The organism is Inquilinus limosus DSM 16000, assembly GCF_000423185.1.
GTDB lineage: Bacteria > Pseudomonadota > Alphaproteobacteria > DSM-16000 > Inquilinaceae > Inquilinus > Inquilinus limosus.
In genome coordinates, this window is the sequence record NZ_AUHM01000023.1 from 1 (window position 1) to 19291 (window position 19291).

The window sequence follows — 19291 nt, forward strand, 5'->3', positions numbered from 1 at the left end:
CGAGCGATGATCACCGCCCCGCGGTCGCGGCGCCACCGCGCCGGTACGCTGCCACTGCTCAACCCACTTGATCGCCGTCGAGGCGGCAACCCCGAAGCGCTTGGCCGCAGAGCGCCGCGTCATGCCGCCGTCCACCGCCCGAACCAGCCGGTCCCGGATGTCCATCGAAAGAGGTCGCGTCATGCAAGCTGGCCTCCCTCACCAGCCTGCATCTTGAATCAGAATTCCCAGCCTTCGGGAATCCCCCACGATTCCTGAAGATCGGAAAGTGCTCTAGCACCGGGCTCGCGAGAATGGCGCGGCCGGCGGCCCTGTCTCGGGCGCCGGAGCTGGTGATCGAGCCGATCGACCAGCCGGCCGACATCAGCGCCGCGAGATAGCCGGAGACCAGCGGCGTCTGCTGGTGCAGGGCCTGCAGGAACAGCGGGATGAAGATCTCGCTGCCGGTCACCGTGACCGTGAGCAGGGCCATCACCGCGAACAAGCTGCTGAGCGGCGACGACGCCTGAAAGATGCCCCGCGGCAGCAGGCGGGTCCGGGCACGGCGCTCGACCGCGACCAGCGCGGCCATCATGACGGCCGCGGCAGCCAGACCCGCGGTCCCCAGGCGGATGTCCGGCGAGACGCTGCCGGCCGAGACGACGAGGACGGCGGCGGTGAGCAGGACCAGCTGGACCAGCGGCAGGGCGGAGCGGTCGCCGGCGTCGCCGCGTCGCGGCAGGACCGACGCGGCCAGCAGGGCGAACAGCACCGCCAGCGGGGCGGCGCACCAGAAGGCGGCGCGCCAGACCCCCAGCTCGGCGAAGACGCCGCCGACCGCCGGGCCCAGCAGGGTCGCCACGCCCCACATGGCCGAGACCAGCCCCATGCCGCGCGACCACAGCGCCTCGTCCAGCACCAGACGGATCATGGCGTAGGACAGGGCCAGCATGAAACCGCCGCCCAGCCCCTGGACAAGACGGCCGAGCAGCAGCACGGGCATGGTCGGGGCCAGGCCGCAGGCCACCGCGCCCGCCGCGAAGGCCAGGGCGGCGGCGACATAGGAGCCCCGCGGCCCCAAGGCCGCCAGCAGCCGGGGCGACAGCGCCGCCCCCAGGATCGAGGCGGCGACGAAGAGCGTGGTGTTCCAGGCGTAGTAGTCCAGGCCGCCGATGTCCCGGACGACGGAGGGCAGGATGGTGATGGCGATGTAGACGCTGACGGCGTGCAGCGCCGTGCCGCCGGCCAGCGCCAGCGAGCGGATCGCATTGGCGCCGGAGAACAGCGCGCCCCAGCCCGGCTCCGGTCTCGACATGTCGCGTCTCCTCGATCCCCGGCCGGTCCGGCCGCAGGGTATTCCAAGTTCTTGCTTCGTTTATTGGCGGGAGCGATCGATAAGTCAATCCAGGACTTGGAAAATGTGGAGGCCGATCCGAGCGCCTGACGCCGTGCCCGCCCGCTTCCGGTCGACCGAGCCAACCGGTTCCAGCCGGACGCCGCCGCCACCGGCAAAGGATTCGGTGCTCCGTTGTCCCGGTCGAGCTCGACTCCTGGATTCAACGCCGCCGGTCCAGAATTGCATCGGTGCCGTTGGCGAGGAATCCAGACCAGAAATAGGAACGATATGCTGCGTGTGCGACCTCGATGCGCAGAACCTCCACAGGCCAAGGTGCGGCATCTCGCTTCCAGCAGGTGTTTCTTTCTCGGGAGGACGATGTCCTTGCGAAAGGGGGTGAAGTTCCTCGTTCGATCTGTACGGGAGATTCTTAATTCGATTCCATTCTTTTCAGATAATCTCATGTAATTGGCAGAGGCATTCGGAGTTTGGACTAAAAATTTTTCTAAAATATAACCAATCACTGGAATTTATATTGCGAATCTTCGGTGACTTTTCACAGAGCGCCGGTTTCCGCGTCGATCCGCTCGAGTTCCCAGCCGCTGGCGGCTGGGTGCTTCGGGGAGGACACATGATCGACCGTGACGCCGCGTCGCCGACCGGCACGGGCGCGCCTGCGCCGGATATCTGGGACAGCTGGATCAGCAACACCACACTTCTCCGCCGGCGGGCGATCCGTCTCACCAACGGCAATATCGAGGACGCCGAGGAAATCCTGTCCTCGACGATCATCAAGACGGTCAACCATGTCCGCCGGCATCAGACCGTCATCCGCGAGCCCAGGGCCTTCTTCCTTTACGCCCTGCACAACGAATTCATCAGCTATTGCCGGCGCCGCAGAAACGAACGGCAGATTCACGATTTCCATATCGATGTCTACGCCGATCACTTCGAGCCGCCCGCCGATGACGGGACCGATCCGGAGCAGATCCTGCCGCTGCAGGAGACGCTGAAGGCCGTGCTCGACGCGGTCGAGACCCTGTCGCCGTCCTACCGAATGCTGTTCCGGATGCGCTTCTGCGAGGAGCGTTCCTACAAGGACATCGCCGAGTTCCTGAACATCTCCCAGCCCCTGGCGCGCAAGCGCGTGCAGTTCCTGCGCGAGCGGCTGCGCGACGCGGTGTCCGAGGCGCATCGGCGGGACGGCCGGAAAAAGCCTTCACACCGACTGAGGCCGGACGTCTCTAGGGGCACCAACGGCTCCACGGCGCAAACGGCAGGGCACGACCATGGCTGACACCGTCAATCCCCAGATCACCGATGCGGTCACCCAGACCAACGTCAAGGTGGTGGCGGAGGCGCCGGCCCAGGCCATCGCCGCCCTGTACCAGGTGGTCAGCCACGCGTCCGGCCTGTCGGTCCAGAACGCGGTGCAGAGCCAGCAGGCGATGAACCAGATCACCACGGCGATCGTGTCCAAAGCCTGCCAGCTGATCATGGACGTGGCGGCGAAGCCGTGAGCGGGGAGGACGGACCATGCCGCTCGGAAACCCGTTCCGTTCACAGCCGCCCGCGCAGCCGGAGGCTGCCGGCACCGGGGCACCCCAGGCGCCGGCCGAGGCCGCCGCTCCCCCGCCGGGATCTCCCCCACCACCGCCGCCCCCGCCGCCGGTCTCGACCAACGCGCTGAACCAGCAGGTCGTCCAGGCGGTCGGCTTCGCCAACCAGCAGACCGCCGCGGCCCTGCCGCAGCTGGTGCAGGGGCCGCCGGAGGTGATGGTGACCGAGGCGGCCGGCCTCGCGGTGCAGGACGCCACCAGCTACATGAACGCGGTCATGCAGATCGCGCTCGCGGTTCAGGCGGTGGTGGCCAAGCGGATGGCCGAGAACCCCGAGGCGGCGGAGACCGAGGCGCCGGTCCTGGAAAAGGCGCAGGCCATGGTCGCCAAGGCGGTCGAGGTCTTCGGCACGGTCAGCAGCACCGCCGGCACCGGCGCCCGGACCTTCATCGGCGACCTGTCCTGACCGGCACCGGGACCGCGCCGGAATTCTCCGGAGCGCAGCGGGAAGGAGATCCGCAATGACAACGTTTCAGCAGTATGTGAGCCAGCTGGCACCCGGCCGCACCTATGTGCTGGCGATCCCGGAGCTGAGCTATTCCCGCTACCGCGGCGACCTGACCGCCGCCAAGGATTTCTATCTGTACAGCCTGACGACGCCGGACGAGGTCATCAATCGCACGGCGGACGCGTGGACGGCACAGTCGGATGACACGAGCGGCGTCTATCTGTTGCCGGCGGCGCTGAGCTACTTGGCCGCCGCCGCGAAGGAGAACGGGCACATCATCCTCGATGTCGCCGTGCCCGGCTGGGATTCGATCGCCTACGAAGCCTTGCCGTTCCTCTATATCGACAACGACAAGATGATCTTCGAGCAGAAGCCGGACGCTGGCATCCAGCTCCTCGTCAGGCATCCCGAGTCCGACGATCTGAACTGTCACGTCTTCCTGGACCTCCGGTCGAACGGTAAGGCGGTCGGGGAAGCCGGGGTCTTCCGAATCAAGAGGAACAAGTCAGAGCCGTCGCCGCGGAACTACACCTTCCTGCAAGAAGACTTTGTCCATACGATCCAGGCCGACCGGGCCTTCTGCGAAAAGATCGACCAGATCTTCGTGGCGGATGTCTTCGCGCGGTGCCTGAAAACCCAACCGCCGTGGCAGCCGACCCCGGACAGCGCCATGCGGCAGATGCTGGCGTACCTGTCCAACATCTGGGACGACACGCAGGGCCGCCGCGGATACAACATCGCGGCGGCGCTGGCCGAGATGGATGGGGACGGCCGGTTCCGTTTTCTGCTTCTCGTCCCCAACGAGAAGAAGCGCAGCCGGATCGCCCATGCCGAGACCCGGGTGGTCTCGTTCATGAACGTCGTCTGCCGGGACGACGACTGGGTCGAGGACAGCGCCGTGGTGCGCTATATCGCCCGGTTGTCGCGGCTGGCTGCCGAGACGATCGTCCAGATCAAGGCGCAATTCCTGACCGCTGACAAGGGGGCCGAAGCCCTGGCCTTCTTCAGCTCGTTCCAGCCCTGCTACATGTGCCGGGCAGAGCCGGACGGCGCGACGATCGACAGGATTGCGAGCCTCTCCACTGGCGGCCGGACCCTTCAGATCCTGCCGGATGGAACGACGCTCCTTCGCTCGTCCTTCGGGGGGCAGTACCTCGACCGGATGGAGGTTCTCTACTACTACGACATGGACTCGAACGTCTTTTATCCGCGCGATGTCTCCGACGAGATCGTGACGCAGGATGGGCGGTCGAAGCTCGTGTGGCTGAAACAGCTGGCGACGACCGGCTATGTCTCGCCGGAAGGGCGTGCGATCTTCGGCCCCGTGGCGATCGGCAATGCCAAAGAGGATTACGCGACCGCCGCGACCAAGGAACGCATTCGCAACAGCAGCTTCCTGGGTTTGGCCGGCGACGGCATGCTGGGCTTTGCCGTGGATAGCAATGTCGACTACAGCCTGGCCGGTCCGGAACAAGCGCCGGCCACCAGCCTGCCGATCGGGATGACGACCAAGCTGGCCGGGGTCGCGCTGTCGCAGACGGCAACGGAGAGTGGATCGGCCGACACGCTGGCCAGAGCCGACACGGATAGCGGTCCCCCAGCGACGGCGGGCGATGCCACGCCCGCGCCCGCCCGCTCGGGCCAGCTCACCACCGAGCAGATCCGGCTGCTGCAGCGGGCGGCGGTGCTGCTGGGCACGCTGGGCCAGGGCTGACCGCCGCGGCGTGCGCTGCCGCCCGCGAAATCTGCGAGGGACATCCGATGGATCGCGACGTCGACTACATCCGCGAGGAGCTGGACGTGGTGCTGGCCAACCATCTGCGGCACTGGGCTTCGGCGCTGACCGATGCCGGGCGGCCGCGGGTCGGGACCGGGTGGTACCCGCCTCTGGTGCATCATCTGACCCGGGCGCAGGCGGCGCTGCGCCACGCCGCTGCCGTGGCCGCGGCCAGGCAGGGCATGGAAACCGGCGACGCCGACGAGTGCGGACCGGCGGTCCCGTGCTGCGAGCAATGCGGCCGGCCGCTGCCCGTGAACGACGAGCAGATCCGTGGCGAGGAGAGATGCGATGACCGATGCAAAGGACGGTTCCGCGGCCACCGGCACTGACGCCGGCCCCGGAGCCGAAGGGATATTGGCCCGCCTGATCCGGTCCGGCGCCGAGGTCGACTCGGCGCAGGCGGATTACGGCGGGCTTCGCCGTTTCCTGCCGGGCCTGCTGGCCCGCGCCGCCGCCACCACCGAGCGCCAGAAGGCGGTGGCGGCGCAGACCCAGGAGGATCTGGCCGCCACCCGGCAGGTGATCGATGCCATCACCGCCACGGCACGCCGCCTGACCCAGTCCCTGGCGGAGGAGCAGGACGCGCTGGTCGCGCTGTTCAGCGATCCGGGCACGCTGGAGGCGATCGCCCGGTCGGGCGGCCGGGCGCTGTCGCAGGTCCAGGCGGCGCCTCAGCCGTCGGCCGCGTCCTCCGTCCCGCAGCCCAAGGTGCAGTTTCTGCCGCAGAAGATCGGCGACGCCTTGCGCCGGGTGATCGAGCAGGAGGTCGACCGGCGTGTCGACGAGAGGCTGGCGCCGCTGCAGACCCAGCTGGCGTCGATCGTGAGCGGCGCCGCGGCGCCGCAGCCGGCGGCCGAGCCGCGCGGCCGGCCGATGCGATAGGGGATCGGGTTCACAACCGCCCGGCTCCGGCGTCCTTTCTCATGCGCGAGGGCGTCGCCTTCGCGAGATCAACCGGAGGAGTACGGACATGCCCGATCCCGTCACCGTCAACCCCATGGTCACCGACGCCGTCACCCAGTCCAACGTCAAGGTCGTGGGTGAAGCCCCCGCCATGGCGATGGGCACCCTGTTCCAGACCATGGCGCATTCGACCGGCATCCTGTTCGAGAACGCGGTCTCACAGCAGCAGCAGGGCAACACGCTGGCCCAGGCGGCCGTGAACCAGGGCGTCATGCAGATCTACAGCGTCGACACCCTGGCCGGCGCCGGCGGCGCCGAGAAGGTGGGGCAGGCCGGCGTCGCCGACAACCTGACCTCGCTGCTGACCGTGCTGCAGGCGCTGCAGGGCGCCGGCGGCCGCTGACACGGCGCCGCGACGCCGGCCGTCCCCACCGGCCGGCGTCATCGGCTCCCTCCCGAGCGATCGGGAGGGAGCTTTTTCATGCCCTATCGCTGATCCTGGTCGAGCCAGCGCGGCCGGGTCTTCTCGCCGATCAGGCAATCGGTGCCGCCGGCCTGGACCGGGATGAAGGCGGCCGGCGTCACAGCCGGCACGGCGCCGGCGATCTCCAGCACCAGCTTGCGCCGGATCGCCTCGGCGAATTGCTGCGGGCTGCGGACCGGCACGGTGAAGGCGCCGGGGCCGCCGATGACGCAATCGCGGTAATAGGCGTCCAGCATCTCGGGCTCGGGCAGGCCGCCGAAGCCGCCGCGCTTGAGGATGATCGGCAGGCCGTTGATGGTGATGCCCTTCGCCAGCGCCATGTCGCGGGGGCCGGTCACCGGCCAGCCGGCATTGTTCGGCCCGTCGCCGGAGATGTCGATGGTGCGGCGGAGGCCGTCGAAGCCGTTGTCGTCGAACAGCCCGGCGGTGAACAGGAGGGCGCCGGAGATCGAGGTGCCGCGCCGCATCACCGTGCCGGAGGCCTCGGCCAGGTCGGCCGCTGCGGTGCGGGCCGCCGTGGCGCCGTCGATCAGCCGCCAGGGCAGGATCACGGCCTGGGAATTGGCGCCGGCCCATTCGACATAGGTGATGGCGATGCGGCCGTTGACGCCGGAGGCGATGGCGTCGATCACCTCGGGGTGGCCGAGGGCGGCGACGTAGCCGTCGCGCTGCAGCGCCTGCTCATCGTCGTCCATCGAGCGGGAGACGTCGACCGCGAGCACCAGCTCGAGATCGACCGGCAGGTCCTGCGCCGCCGCGGGCGCCGCCGGCAGGAAGGCGGTGACGATCAGGCCGAGTCCGACGATGCCGAGGCGCATTCCAAGCCCCCCTTGCGCAGCCGACGACATTGGTTTCGATGTGGGAACGATCCGGCCCGGTGTCATCTCCGCCCCGGCCGGTTTTTCATCCGGCGGCTTGCAAACTGGGCGCCGTTCCCCCATATGGAGCTTCGAGATCGGTTTCGACACGATCCGCGCCGCTTCGATGAACCGGCCCGGATCCCCCTCCCAACCATGATCCGAGCGATAGGGCAGGCGCTTCGCCTGTCGATCGTGCTTTGCGCAGCGATGGGCAGGCCGATGGCCCGCATGTCGCGGCTTGAGCGATATTGAGTGCAATGAGGCCCCAAGGGCCCGAACCGTAAAGAACAGACATGAAAACCGTACAGATCAAGACCTTGCCCCGCCTGCCGCGTCGTCCGACGCCGGCATCGGCCGCCGCGTCCCTGCGGCAGCCGCCGCGCAGGGCAGAGCTGTCCCGCGCCGAGATTCGTCGAATCGTTCTCGACATTCTCGGCTGAAAGGCGTAACCCCGCCCAACCCCATAGTGAAAGGCCTTTGCCCGATGCAGGTGCTCGTCCGCGACAACAACATCGACCAGGCGCTGCGCGTCCTCAAGAAGCGGATGCAGCGCGAGGGCATCTTTCGCGAGATGAAGCAGCGTCGGGCTTACGAGAAGCCGTCTGAGCGCCGCATCCGCGAGGAAGCCGAAGCCGTCCGCCGCCAGCGCAAGGCGCTGCGCAAGCGGATGCTGCACCAGGGCTACTGATCCGGTTCCGGGGCCGCACGGCCCCGTACCCGTCATCGGTTCGCCGGATGAGACGAGGGGCCTTCGCCCCTCGTTTTTGATTCCGGGCATTGCCTCCGGCCGGCTCGTGGCGAAGGATGGGGCGATACCGATCCGGGAGGCCGACCCATGGATGTCTCCGCCCTCAGACGCTCTCTGGCCGAGGACCGCCCGCCCGCGGCCCTGTCGCCGCCGCTCGCCGCCCTGTGGTGGGACGCCAAGGGCGACTGGGACCGCGCCCATGGCTGCGTCGATTCCGAGGACGGCGCCGACGCCGCCTGGGCCCACGCCTATCTGCACCGCAAGGAAGGCGACCTCGGCAATGCCGGCTACTGGTACCGGCAGGCCGGCCGACCGATGCCCTCGGTCAGCCTGGAGCAGGAATGGGCGGAGATCGCGGCGGCGCTGGACTGACCCGCCTCAGCCCGCCTCGTCCGGGACCAGCACGATCTTGCCGGTGACGCCGCGGCTTTCGAGCCGGCGATGCGCGTCGGCGCCGCGCGACAGCGGGAAGACCTCGATCTCGGGCAGGGCGATCTCGCCGGCGCGCAGCGCGGCGAACAGCGCGCCGGCGCGGGCCAGCCGGCTGCCGCGGCTGTCGAGATGGTCCCACAGGTCGCCCCCGACCACCGCTTTCGACTGTTCCATCAACTGGCGTGGATCGATTGCCGGAGGGTCGCCTCCGGCCATGCCGTAGGCCACCACCGTGCCGCGCGGCCGGGCGGCGGCCAGGCTGTCCGCCAGCGTCGTGCCGACGGAATCATAGGCGATGTCGACCCCGCCATCGCTCAGCGCCCGCACCGCCGCCACCCAGTCCTCGGCATAGGTCAGGCTGTGATCCGCCCCGATGGCCGTGGCGATGGCGGCCTTGGCCGGCGTGGAGGTCAGGGCGAAGACCGTGGCCCCGCGCCGCTTCGCCATCTGCACCAGCAGCTGCCCGACCCCGCCCGCGGCCGCATGGATCAAAACCCTGGCGCCGCTGCGCACCGGGGCGCTGTCCTGCACCAGATACTGCGCCGTCAGGCCCTGCAGCAGGATAGAGGCGGCTTCGCGATGGCCGATATCGTCCGGCAGCGGGATCGCGCGCTCGACCGGCACGGCGACGCGCGTGGCGTTGGCGAAGGGCACGTCGGCGAAGCCGATGCGGTCGCCGATGCGGATGCCGTCGACCCCGTCGCCCAGCGCGACCACGTCGCCCGCGCCTTCGTAGCCGGCGATATGCGGGGCCGTGCCGGCCAAGCGATAATGGCCCCGGCGGCGGTGCAGGTCCGCGAAGTTCAGCCCCGCCGCCCGCATCGCCAGCAGCACATGGCCCGGCGGCACCGGCGGATCTGGCAGCCTCCGGTAGTCCAGGACCTCGGGGCCGCCGAAGCGGTCGAACACCAGCGCTTCCATGAATTCGTCCCTCAGCAACGGCCGCGAGCCGGCCACCGCTTCATCTACTATAGTGGAAAGTTCCATCATAGTGGAAAGTCGGCTTGACGGGCGGGCGCGGCCGCCCGACAAGCGGGAGGCTGCAACGACGGGAACGACCATGCCCTTGCTGGATGTGCTGCGGGCGAAGACCCCGGAAGGCGCTGCGCCCGCCGGCTCCCCACCCCCGATCGATCTGGCGGAGACCGTCCGCCGGCTGCGTGCCGAGCGCGGCTGGACGCTGGAGGAGGCGGCCGGCCGGACCGGCCTGTCCCGCTCGGCTCTGTCGAAGATCGAGCGGGGCGAGATGTCGCCGACCTTCCAGGCGATGCAGAAGCTGGCGCGCGGCTTCGGCATCGAGCTGGCCGCGCTGTTCGGCCCGGCCGCCTCTCCCCTGCGCGGGCGCCGGATCGTGGTGCGCGCGGGCGAGGGGGCGGCCACCGAGATGCCGAATTACGGCTTGCGCCTGTTCACCGGCGAATTGCGGAACGCGCCCTTCCTCGCCGCCGAGGTCACCGTCCGCGCCCGGTCGCTGGACGCGTTCGAGGACTGGGAGCGCCACGACAGCGACGATTTTCTCTATGTGCTCGCCGGCCGGGTGACGCTGTTCACCGAGCAGTATGGCCCGGTCGAGCTCGGCCCCGGGGACGCCGTCACTTTCGACGCCCGCATGGGGCATGCCCTGATCGCCGCGGGCGACGCGGAGGCGCGGGCGCTGTGGATCACGGCGCCGGCGCGATAGGCCGCCGTCTCAGCGGATCGGGCGCGGCTTGCCGGCGTCGTCCAGGGCGACGAAGGTGAATTCGGCGGAGGTCACCTTCATCCGGTCGCCGATGCCGGAGCGCAGCACCCAGACCTCGATGGTCAGGGTGATCGAGCTGCGGCCGATCCGGGCGACATCGGTGTAGCAACAGACGACGTCGCCGACCTTCACCGGATGGATGAACGCCATGTTGGTGGCGGCGACGGTGACCACCCGGCCCTGGGCGAGCCTCATCGCCGTCATCGCCCCGGCCTCGTCCATCAGCGACATGATCCAGCCGCCGAAGATGTCGCCGGACGGGTTGGCATGCGCCGGCATCGCCAGGGTGCGGGCGGCGAGCTCGCCGCGCGGCCCGGCCTCAGCCGGCGGGGCGGCCTTCTCAGGCGGAACGGTCAGATAGTCGGCTTCGGGCGTGGTGTAGGGCCACATCATAGACCTCGACGGTGATGCGGCGTTTCCTTCCGGTCGCTCGGGTCATGCTGCGATGCAGCATAGCCTGAGTCAATTGCGTGTTCCTAAATGGGTTGTGAATGTTGCGTTGCAATATGTCGGCCGGTCTCAGCCGGTCATCAGCGCATGGACATGGGCGGCGGCGGAGAGGGCGAGGCCGCGCAGGTCGTAGCCGCCTTCGAGCGTCGAGACGACGCGGCCGCCGCAATGCCGGTCGGCGAGGCGCATCAGTTCCGTCGTCGCCCAGGCGAAATCCGACTCGCTCAGCTCGAGATGCGCGAGCGGGTCGCGGGCATGGGCGTCGAAGCCGGCGGAGATCAGCAGCAGCTCCGGCGCGAAGCCGTCGACCGCGGGCAGCACGATCCGCTCCATCGCCCGGCGGAACTCGACGCCGCCCGACATCGGCGGCAGCGGTGCGTTGACGATATTGCCGGCGACGCCGGTCTCGTCCTCGGCCCCCGTGCCGGGATAGAGCGGCGACTGGTGGGTCGAGGCGTAGAGCAGGTCCGGCTCGGACCAGAAGATGTCCTGGGTGCCGTTGCCGTGATGGACGTCGAAATCGACCACCGCGATCCGGCCCAGCCCGTGCGCCAGCCGGGCGTGCATGGCCGCGATGGCGACGTTGTTGAACAGGCAGAAGCCCATGGCCCGCGCCGTCTCGGCATGGTGCCCCGGCGGCCGCACAGCGCAGAAGGCGTTGCGCGCCTCGCCCGCCAGCACCGCGTCGACCGCGGCGCAGCCGGCGCCGGCGGCCCGCAGCGCGGCGGCGCCGGACCCGGGCGACAGCACCGTGTCGGCATCGACCGGCCGCAGCCCTTCCGAGGGGACGGCGGCGAGCAGGCGGCGGACGAAGCCGTCGGGATGGGCGCGGGCGATCTGCTCCAGCGTCGCCTCCGGCGCCTTGCGCCGCTGCAGCAGGGCGAAGCTTTCGTCCTCCAGCGCCGCCAGCACCGCCCGCAGCCGGTCCGGCCGCTCGGGATGGCCCGGGCCGGTGTCGTGGCCGATGCAGGCCGGATGGGTGAAGAGCAGCGTGTCCATGCCCTATCCTGCCTTGCGGATGCTGTAGCGGGTGACGCCGTCGCCTTCCTCGGTCACCGCGACCAGGACATGGCCGGTGGCGTCGCAGAAGGCGGGGAAATCCTTGCGTGCCGCGGCGTCGGTGGCGAGGACGTCCAGCACCTGGCCCGGCGCCAGCCCCTGCAGCGCCTTGCGCGCCTTCAGCACCGGCATCGGGCAGATCAGGTCGCGCGCGTCGAGATCGAGGTCGGCCATGGTTCGGAGCCTAACCCGGCCCGCGCCCGCGGCCAACGCTTCCCGCATCAGCTTTCCGCTGCGCGGAATGCAGCCCACGCCGCCAGAACCCAGCCCAGGATCAGCAGCACGCCGCCGATCGGGGTGATGGCGCCGAACCAGCGCGGCGTGCCGAAGGCCATCAGGTAGAGGGTGCCGGAGAAGATCGCGGCCCCGGCCAGGAAGGCCCAGCCGGCCCAGCGCAGCGGCCCGGACAGGCCCAGCAGCGCGAGCGCCAGCAGGGCGGCGGCATGGACCAGCTGGTAATGCGCCCCGGTCTGCACCCAGCCCAGCCGCTCCGGCGCCGCATTGGCCATGCCGTGCGCGGCGAAGGCCCCCATCACCACCGCGATCGCGCCGTGCAGCCCGGCCCCGATCAGAAGCACCCGGTCGATCATCCCGTTCTCCCGCAGATGGAAGGCTTCTCGGAAACCCAACACCGTCATTGCGAGCGCAGCGAAGCAATCCAGGGCCGATGCGAGCCGCCCCTGGATTGCTTCGTCGGCTTTGCCTCCTCGCAATGACGTTGTGAGATGAGCACTCCGAAGAAGCCCCGCGAATCGTCCGGGGGACACAGTAGCGGGGCGGGCGCCGCCGTCACATGACCGTAAAGCCGCGGACGAAGGGGTCGCGGTCGTCCAGGAAGATGGTGTTGTAGCCGGTGATCCAGGCCTGGCCGGCGATCGAGGGGATGATCGCGTCATACGGGCCGACCTTGGCCGTGCCCTCGACCCGACCGTGGAACAGGCTGCCGATGATGCTCTCATGCACGAAGGCGTCGCCGGCCTTCAGCTGGCCGCGCCCCGCCAGCTGGGCCATGCGGGCCGAGGTGCCGGTGCCGCAGGGCGACCGGTCGATCGCCTTCTCGCCGTAGAACACGGCGTTGCGGGCATGCGCCTCGGGGTGCTTCGGCCGGCCGGTCCATTGCACATGGCGCAGGCCGCGGATGGTCGGGTCCTCCGGATGGACCATGTCGAAGCGCTCGTTCACCACCCGGCGGACGATCGGCGACAGGCGCTGGATCTCGCCGGCCGAAAGGTCCTCCAGGTCGGCATAGCCCGGCTGCGGCTCGATGATGGCGTAGAAGTTGCCGCCATAGGCGATGTCGGCCACCAGCGGCCCGAAGCCCGGCACCTCGAAGTCGAGCTTCTCCTTGTAGAGGAAGGAGGGGACGTTGCGGATGCGCACCGAGGTGACGTGGCCGGCCGCATCCTGCTCGTACTCCGCGTCGACGATGCCGGCCGGCACCTCCAGCCGCAGCCGGCCCGGCTGCTTCGGCCGCACCAGCCCCTCCTCGACCATCACCGTCACCGTGCCGATGGTGCCGTGGCCGCACATCGGCAGGCAGCCGGAGGTCTCGATGAACAGGATGGCGGCGTCGGCGTCGTCGCGGGTCGGGGCGTAGAGGATCGACCCCGACATCACGTCGTGGCCGCGCGGCTCGAACATCAGCCCGGTGCGGATCCAGTCGTATTCGGCGATGAAGGCCTGGCGCTTCTCGCTCATGGAGGCGCCCTGCAGCGGCGGGGCGCCGCCGGCGACGACGCGGACCGGGTTGCCGCAGGTGTGGGCGTCGATGCAGAAGAAGCTGCTCTTGCTCATGGCACTCTCACTGGAACCGTTCGATGCCGAAGGGGGCGGGGGCCGGGGTGCCCGACAGCAGGCCGGCGGCGAGGCGGGCGGTGGTGGCCGACAGGGTCAGGCCGAGATGGCCGTGGCCGAAGGCGAAGACGATGCGCCGGTCGTGCGGATGCGGCCCGATCACCGGCAGGCTGTCGGGGGTGGAGGGGCGGCGGCCCATCCATTCCGTGCCGCCGGTCTCCTGGATCGCCGGCAGGTAGCGCCGGGCCTTGCGCCGCAGTGCCCGGGCGCGGGCCAGGTTCGCCGGCGCATCCACCGCCGCCAGCTCCACCGCCCCGCCGATCCTGAGGCCGTCGGAGAGGGGCGAGGCGACGAAGCCGTGATCGGCGAAGACCACCGGCATCGGCAGGCGCACCGGCGCCTCCGGGATCGTGGTGTTGTAGCCGCGCTCGGTCTCCAGCGTCACCTTCAGGCCGAGGCCGCGGACGATCTCGCGCGACCAGACGCCGGCCGCCACCACCACCTTGTCGAAGGTCCGGGCGGTACCGTCGGCCAGCCGGACGGAGACGCCGTCGGCGCCTGGCTCGACCGCGGCCACGGTGCCGGCGACCAGCCGGTCGCCCAGGCCGCGGCGCAGGCCCTGCAGCACGCCGAGCGGGCTGTCGACCATCCAGTAGGCCCGGCACAGCACGGCGCGGGCGAAGCCGCCGGCGAGGTCCGGGACGAGGGCGCGGGCTTGGTCCGGCGTCAGCGGCTCGAAGTTGTGGCCGCCCAGGCGCCGGCGCAGCTCCCATTCCGGCAGGGCGGCGCGGAAGCTGGCCTCGGTGTCGTAGAGGTCGATCGCCCCGGTCTGGCGCAGATGGCCGGATAGGCCGGCGCGGCGGGCGAGCTCCTGGTGATCGTCGAGGGCCGAGCGCATCAGCCCGCCCAGGGCGGCGGTCGACCGCTCCACCTGCTCCGCCCTGGCCGCCGCCAGGAAGCGCAGCAGCCAGGGCGTCAGCGCCGGCAGGTCGCGCCAGCGCAGGGCGAGGGGACCCAGCGGGTCCATCAGCCAGCGCGGCACCGATGTCAGCACGCCCGGCCGGGCCAGCGGCGTGATCTCCGGAAAGGCCAGCATGCCGGCATTGCCGGCGGAGGCGTAGCGGTCCTCCGGCCGGCGCTCATAGGCCGTGACCTCGTGCCCGTCCGCCGCCAGCCAGGCGGCCGTGGCGCAGCCGATCACCCCTCCGCCGATGATGGCGATGCCGGCCATCTCAGGCCGGCAGCGAGGGCTGGGCCGGCTCGGCCGCAGGGCCGAGGACGACGTCGCCGCCCACGCCGCTGGCCAGGAAGCCCTGGATCTGCCGCACCACCTGGCCGGCATGGGCGCGGGCCAGGCTGTCGGCCCGGTCGGCGTCGCGGTCGATGATGGCCTGGATGATCGCCTCGTGCTCGGCCACGAACTCGGCCGGCAGATGGTCGTCGAAGCTGGCGTAGTAGATCCGGTTCAGCCGCCGGCCCTCGTCGAGCAGCCGGCCGAACAGCTCGGTGTAGTAGCGGTTGCGGCCGGCCCGCGCGATCGCCAGGTGGAAGTCGCGGTTGGCATCGGACATGCCGATCGCGTCGGCCGCCGCCACGGCGCGGCCGAAGGCGGCCTGGTGGATGCGGATCTCGTCCAGGTCCTTGGCGGTGCGGCGCAGCGCGGCCAGCCGGGTGGTGACCCGGTGCATCAGGGTCAGCGCGTCGAAATGGGCGGGCAGGGCGGAGAAGTCGATCGGCGCGACGATGGTGTTGCGGTTCGGCAGGGTCGCGACCAGCCCGTCGGCGGCCAGCCGCACCAGCGCCTCGCGGATCGGGGTGCGCGACAGGCCGAAGCGCTCGGCCAGGCGGCTCTCGTCCAGCGCCGAGCCGGGGGCCAGAACCAGGTCGAGGATGTCGTGCTTCAGCGCCTCATAGACCTTGGCGACCCCGCCGCCGCGCGGCCGCGCCTCGCCGTTCTCCCGTCCCTTCGCCGTGAGCGCCAAGGCGTGTCCTTCCCTGCCTCTCGATCCAATCTCGATGATAGGCTGACGGAATGCAGTTTGTCGACAAAGCTGCGCGACCAAGAAAAAGGGCGGCGGAAGGACCGCCGCCCCCGAAGGCTGGGCCGCGCGCCGGGCTTGGGACGGGACCGGGCGCAGCCTGGGAGGCGCGTCGGGGAGAGCCCGATTGCCTAGTCGATATATTCATTTGGATACGTCGATTGTCAATGGCTCGATGACCGGACCGACGGAAACGGCCGTTCGGCCGTGTAGGATCAAACGACCGTGATCCGCTGTCCCGATACCCGTTCCGAGACCGGAGGAGATCATGGGCTTTCTGACCGAAGAGGAGATTGCCGAGCTGGTGCCGTCCGAGCTGCTGCCGCACCGGACGCCGATCCCGACGCAGATCGTCTCCAGCGACGAATACACGCCGCCGCCGCAGAGCGAGCGGCAGAAGGAGGTCGAGACGCGCCTCCTGGCCATGGCCGACGAGCTCGGCGGCCGCCAGGGGCTGTCGCGCCGGGCCTTCTTCCAGACCGCGGCCGGGATGGCGGCCGGCTTCGTGGCGCTGAACGAAACCTTCGGCGCGGTCTTCGACGCGAGCCGCGCCGAGGCGGCCACGCCCGACATGGCGCAGGAGCGCGCGGCCGCGCTGAAGGACCAGTTCATCATGGACATGCACACGCATTTCCTGCGCGACGACACGAGGCTGGAGAATTTCGTCCGATCGCGCGAGGCGGTGGGCAAGGCGGGCTGGAACCCGGCTCTCGTCGGCAAGCCGCAGACGCTCGAGGACCTCAAGTTCAACAACTACTTCAAGGAAATCTATCTCGACAGCGACACGAAGATCGCGCTGATCTCGAGCTCGCCGTCGGAGATCCCGCGCGACTGGTTCCTGACGAACGAGATGATGATCGACGCGCGCGACAGGGTGAACCGGGAGGCCGGTGCCCGCCGCATGTTCGCGCATGCGATCTTCACGCCCGGCTGGGACGGCTGGCTGGACCATCTCGAAGGGTCGCTGCAGCGCCGGCCGGAATCGATCAAGGGCTATACCGTCGGCGACAACACCAACAAGGACCAGGCCCGGCATCCCTGGTTCATGGATGACGAGGCCGTCACCTACAAGGCCTACGATCTGTGCGTGAAATACGGCATCAAGAATGTCTGCGTGCACAAGGGCCTGTTCCCGCGGGCGACGGCCGAGCGCTACCCGCATCTCCTGGCCTATGCGGATGTGCGCGACGTCGGCCGCGCGGCGAAGGACTGGCCGCAGCTGAATTTCGTCATCTATCACGCCGGCTACCGCCATGCCGCGGGCGGCCGGGCCGAGGACGGCTGGCGCGAGTTCGAGGAGACCGGGCGTGTGTCATGGGTCAGCGATCTCGCCGAGATTCCGGAAAAGTTCGGCGTCACCAATGTCTACGCCGATGTCGGCCAGCTCTTCGCGCAGAGCGTCGTGGCCGAGCCGCGGCTGGCGGCGGCGCTGATGGGCATCCTGGGCCGCGGCATGGGCTATGACCACGTCGTCTGGGGCACCGACGCGGTGTGGACCGGGTCGCCGCAATGGCAGATCGAGGCGCTGCGCCGGCTGGAGATCCCCGAGGACATGCAGAGGCAGTACGGGTTCAAGCCGCTCGGCGCCGCCGACGGCCCGGTCAAGACCGCGATCTTCGGCGGGACCAACGCCAGGCTCTATGACTTCAATATCGGCCGGCGCAGCGACATCGGCCCCGACCGCGACCGCTTCGCCCTGATGAAGGAGGAATACGAGAGGAACGGGCCGGCGCGCTCGAATCTGCGCTACGGCTACGTGTCCGGCGCGGTCGACTGGTCGGCCTTCGCCTGACCGGGCGGCTCAGCCGCCTTCCAGCTCGGCATCGGCGCCGTGCGGGCCGCGCAGGGCGCCGCCGACGGTGTGGCGGTCGAAGGCGACGCTCTTGATCACCGCATGCACCGGCCGGCCCGGCGCCAGTTCCAGGGCCTCGATCGAGCGCCGGGTCAGCCGCGCCAGCAGGCGGTCGCCGGCGCAGTCCAGCCGGATGTCGGCGGTCGCGCCGTCGCCCGGCACGATCTCCGCCACCGTGGCCGGCAGCACGTTCAGCGCGCTCAGATGGTCGGGCGGGCGGGTCGCCAGCATCACGTCGCGGGCGCGGATGCGGATACGGGCCTTGGCGCCCGGCGGCAGCTCGACCCGCGGCACGGTCAGGAAGCCGGCGGCGACTCGCAGCCGGGTCAGCTGGTAGCGGTCGTCGTGGTCCTCGACCGTGGCCTCCAGCACCGCGCCGGCCTCGGCCCGCGGGAACAGGTCGGCCCGGCCCATCACCTCGGCCACCGGCCCGGCCGCGGCGACCCGGCCTTCGGCCAGCAGCACCAGGGTGTCGGCCAGCCGCGCCACCTCGCCGATGGCGTGGCTGACATAGACGATCGGGATCCGGGCCTCGTCGCGCAGCCGCTCGATATAGGGCAGGATCTCGGCCTTGCGCGCCTCGTCCAGCGAGGCGAGAGGCTCGTCCATCAGCAAGAGGCGCGGGCTGGCCAGCAGCGCCCGGCCGATCGCCACGCGCTGCTTCTCGCCGCCCGACAGCAGCGCCGGCCGGCGGTGCAGCAGGGGGCCGATGCCGAGTAGATCGACGACACGGCCGAATTCGGCGCTGCGCTCGGCCTTCGGCGTGAACCAGCGTCCGTAGAGCAGGTTCTGCCGCACCGTCAGATGCGGGAACAGCCGCCCTTCCTGGAAGACGTAGCCGATGCGGCGGCGATGCATCGGCAGGACCACGCCGAGTCCGGTGTCGACCAGGGTGCGGCCGTCCACGACCACTCGGCCGTGCCGCGGCCGCACCAGCCCGGCGATGACGTTGACCACCGAGGTCTTGCCGGCGCCGGAGCGGCCGAACAGCGCGGTCAGCCTTCCCTCGCTCCGGAAGCTGATGTCCAGCGTTAAGTCGCCCTGGCGATGGCGGATCTCGATCTCGAGACTCACGTCGCGTGCACCCGCACGCCGGCGCGCCGTGCCATCATCTCGGAGGCGAGCAGGGCGGCCATGGAGATGGCGACCGAGACCAGCGTCAGGCGCAGCGCGCCGAGATCGCCGCCCGGCACCTGGGTGAAGGTGTAGATCGCCGAGGGCAGGGTCTGGGTCTCGCCGGGGATGTTGGAGACGAAGGTGATGGTGGCGCCGAACTCGCCCATCGCCTTGGCGAAGGACAGGATGGCGCCGGCGATCACCCCGGGCAGGATCAGCGGCAGGGTGACGGTCAGGAACACCCAGAGGGGAGAGGCGCCCAGCGTGCCGGCCGCGGCCTCGAGCCGGCGGTCCACCGCTTCGATCGACAGGCGGATGGCGCGGACCATCAGCGGAAAGCCCATCACCCCGGCGGCGAGGGCGGCGCCGGTCCAGCGGAAGGAGAAGACGATGCCGATCTGGGCGAGAACGGAGCCGATCGGCCCCATCCGCCCGAACAGCAGCAGCAGGATGTAGCCGGTGACGACCGGCGGCAGCACCAGCGGCAGGTGGACCACCCCGTTCAGCACCGACCGGCCCCAGAACCGGCCGCGCGCCAGCGCCAGCGCCACCAGCACGCCGAGCGGCAGGCTGACCGCCATGGCCCAGAGCGAGACCTTCAGGCTCAGGAGGATCGCGGTCAGCTCGTCGGGGGTGAAGTCGAACACGGGG

General features: G+C 70.0%; 24 protein-coding genes and 1 pseudogene. 12 read left to right on the forward strand and 13 right to left on the reverse strand.

Features of this window, described 5'->3' with window-relative positions:
- Nucleotides 1-183: helix-turn-helix domain-containing protein (locus G537_RS45610; protein ID WP_425402299.1), on the reverse strand; the 183-nt coding region annotated here is incomplete at its 3' end.
- Between the two features lie 127 nt (nt 184-310).
- Nucleotides 311-1294, reverse strand: a pseudogene (locus tag G537_RS38840) (MFS transporter); the annotation flags it as partial.
- A gap of 556 nt (nt 1295-1850) precedes the next feature.
- Between G537_RS38840 and G537_RS38845 the strand changes: the two are divergent.
- The 7 genes from G537_RS38845 to G537_RS0119855 all read left to right on the forward strand — a co-directional run bounded on the left by G537_RS38845 (nt 1851) and on the right by G537_RS0119855 (nt 6468).
- A complete protein-coding gene (locus G537_RS38845) occupies nt 1851-2612 on the forward strand; it encodes an RNA polymerase sigma factor (RefSeq protein ID WP_211230437.1) in 762 nt (253 codons plus the stop codon).
- Complete coding sequence (locus G537_RS0119830; RefSeq protein ID WP_026871609.1) at nt 2605-2835, forward strand: RebB family R body protein; 231 nt, start codon at nt 2605-2607, stop codon at nt 2833-2835. The genes G537_RS38845 and G537_RS0119830 overlap by 8 nt, the downstream gene beginning before the upstream one ends.
- A gap of 16 nt (nt 2836-2851) precedes the next feature.
- A complete protein-coding gene (locus tag G537_RS45435) occupies nt 2852-3340 on the forward strand; it encodes a hypothetical protein (RefSeq protein WP_051248688.1) in 489 nt (162 codons plus the stop codon).
- Nucleotides 3341-3395: 55 nt separating this feature from the next.
- Nucleotides 3396-5096, forward strand: coding sequence for a hypothetical protein (locus G537_RS0119840; protein ID WP_026871610.1), 1701 nt, complete (start codon nt 3396-3398; stop codon nt 5094-5096).
- A gap of 47 nt (nt 5097-5143) precedes the next feature.
- Nucleotides 5144-5491, forward strand: coding sequence for a hypothetical protein (locus G537_RS0119845; RefSeq protein WP_026871611.1), 348 nt, complete (start codon nt 5144-5146; stop codon nt 5489-5491).
- Nucleotides 5451-6044: a hypothetical protein gene (locus G537_RS0119850; RefSeq protein WP_155888683.1), complete on the forward strand. Its 594-nt coding sequence runs from the start codon at nt 5451-5453 to the stop codon at nt 6042-6044. The genes G537_RS0119845 and G537_RS0119850 overlap by 41 nt, the downstream gene beginning before the upstream one ends.
- 88 nt (nt 6045-6132) lie before the next feature.
- Nucleotides 6133-6468: a RebB family R body protein gene (locus G537_RS0119855; protein WP_026871613.1), complete on the forward strand. Its 336-nt coding sequence runs from the start codon at nt 6133-6135 to the stop codon at nt 6466-6468.
- Nucleotides 6469-6551: 83 nt separating this feature from the next.
- On the opposite strand, the gene G537_RS38855 is transcribed toward G537_RS0119855, so the two are convergent.
- A complete protein-coding gene (locus tag G537_RS38855) occupies nt 6552-7367 on the reverse strand; it encodes a DUF1194 domain-containing protein (RefSeq protein ID WP_034852354.1) in 816 nt (271 codons plus the stop codon).
- Nucleotides 7368-7702: 335 nt separating this feature from the next.
- Between G537_RS38855 and G537_RS43780 the strand changes: the two genes are divergently transcribed.
- From G537_RS43780 to G537_RS0119870, 3 genes are all read left to right on the forward strand, one after another.
- On the forward strand, nt 7703-7849 hold the full coding sequence (locus G537_RS43780) for a hypothetical protein (protein ID WP_155888684.1): 147 nt from the start codon (nt 7703-7705) through the stop codon (nt 7847-7849).
- Between the two features lie 44 nt (nt 7850-7893).
- Nucleotides 7894-8097, forward strand: a complete 204-nt coding sequence (gene rpsU / locus G537_RS0119865; RefSeq protein ID WP_026871614.1) for a 30S ribosomal protein S21 — start codon at nt 7894-7896, stop codon at nt 8095-8097.
- A 147-nt stretch (nt 8098-8244) separates the two neighbouring features.
- Nucleotides 8245-8529, forward strand: a complete 285-nt coding sequence (locus G537_RS0119870) for a hypothetical protein (RefSeq protein WP_026871615.1) — start codon at nt 8245-8247, stop codon at nt 8527-8529.
- 6 nt (nt 8530-8535) lie between these two features.
- Here G537_RS0119870 and G537_RS0119875 read toward each other — a convergent pair whose 3' ends face one another.
- Nucleotides 8536-9510 (reverse strand): quinone oxidoreductase family protein, encoded by a 975-nt coding sequence (locus tag G537_RS0119875; protein ID WP_026871616.1) that lies wholly within the window; start codon nt 9508-9510, stop codon nt 8536-8538.
- 139 nt (nt 9511-9649) lie between these two features.
- Between G537_RS0119875 and G537_RS0119880 the strand changes: the two genes are divergently transcribed.
- On the forward strand, nt 9650-10270 hold the full coding sequence (locus G537_RS0119880) for a helix-turn-helix domain-containing protein (protein WP_034852357.1): 621 nt from the start codon (nt 9650-9652) through the stop codon (nt 10268-10270).
- A gap of 9 nt (nt 10271-10279) precedes the next feature.
- Here G537_RS0119880 and G537_RS38860 read toward each other — a convergent pair whose 3' ends face one another.
- The 7 genes from G537_RS38860 to G537_RS38865 form a co-directional block, all read right to left on the reverse strand.
- Nucleotides 10280-10720 (reverse strand): acyl-CoA thioesterase, encoded by a 441-nt coding sequence (locus G537_RS38860; protein WP_081688923.1) that lies wholly within the window; start codon nt 10718-10720, stop codon nt 10280-10282.
- Between the two features lie 129 nt (nt 10721-10849).
- On the reverse strand, nt 10850-11779 hold the full coding sequence (locus G537_RS0119890; RefSeq protein ID WP_026871618.1) for a histone deacetylase family protein: 930 nt from the start codon (nt 11777-11779) through the stop codon (nt 10850-10852).
- Nucleotides 11780-11782: 3 nt separating this feature from the next.
- Complete coding sequence (locus tag G537_RS0119895; protein ID WP_026871619.1) at nt 11783-12013, reverse strand: sulfurtransferase TusA family protein; 231 nt, start codon at nt 12011-12013, stop codon at nt 11783-11785.
- Between the two features lie 47 nt (nt 12014-12060).
- Complete coding sequence (locus tag G537_RS0119900) at nt 12061-12429, reverse strand: DUF423 domain-containing protein (protein WP_034852359.1); 369 nt, start codon at nt 12427-12429, stop codon at nt 12061-12063.
- A 199-nt stretch (nt 12430-12628) separates the two neighbouring features.
- Complete coding sequence (locus G537_RS0119905; protein WP_026871621.1) at nt 12629-13633, reverse strand: 4-hydroxyproline epimerase; 1005 nt, start codon at nt 13631-13633, stop codon at nt 12629-12631.
- 7 nt (nt 13634-13640) lie between these two features.
- Complete coding sequence (locus G537_RS0119910; RefSeq protein WP_026871622.1) at nt 13641-14864, reverse strand: NAD(P)/FAD-dependent oxidoreductase; 1224 nt, start codon at nt 14862-14864, stop codon at nt 13641-13643.
- Nucleotide 14865: 1 nt separating this feature from the next.
- Nucleotides 14866-15615: a GntR family transcriptional regulator gene (locus G537_RS38865; protein WP_051248690.1), complete on the reverse strand. Its 750-nt coding sequence runs from the start codon at nt 15613-15615 to the stop codon at nt 14866-14868.
- A gap of 325 nt (nt 15616-15940) precedes the next feature.
- On the opposite strand from G537_RS38865, the gene G537_RS0119920 reads away from it, so the two are divergent.
- Nucleotides 15941-17464 (forward strand): amidohydrolase family protein, encoded by a 1524-nt coding sequence (locus G537_RS0119920; protein ID WP_026871623.1) that lies wholly within the window; start codon nt 15941-15943, stop codon nt 17462-17464.
- A gap of 9 nt (nt 17465-17473) precedes the next feature.
- Here the strand turns inward: G537_RS0119920 and modC are convergent, their stop codons facing one another.
- Together modC and modB are read right to left on the reverse strand one after the other, a co-directional pair.
- Nucleotides 17474-18598, reverse strand: coding sequence for a molybdenum ABC transporter ATP-binding protein (modC, locus tag G537_RS0119925; RefSeq protein ID WP_026871624.1), 1125 nt, complete (start codon nt 18596-18598; stop codon nt 17474-17476).
- Entirely contained in the window at nt 18595-19287 is a 693-nt protein-coding gene (modB, locus tag G537_RS0119930) for a molybdate ABC transporter permease subunit (RefSeq protein ID WP_026871625.1), read from the reverse strand. Before modB ends, modC begins: the two co-directional genes overlap by 4 nt.
- Nucleotides 19288-19291 lie beyond the last annotated feature (4 nt).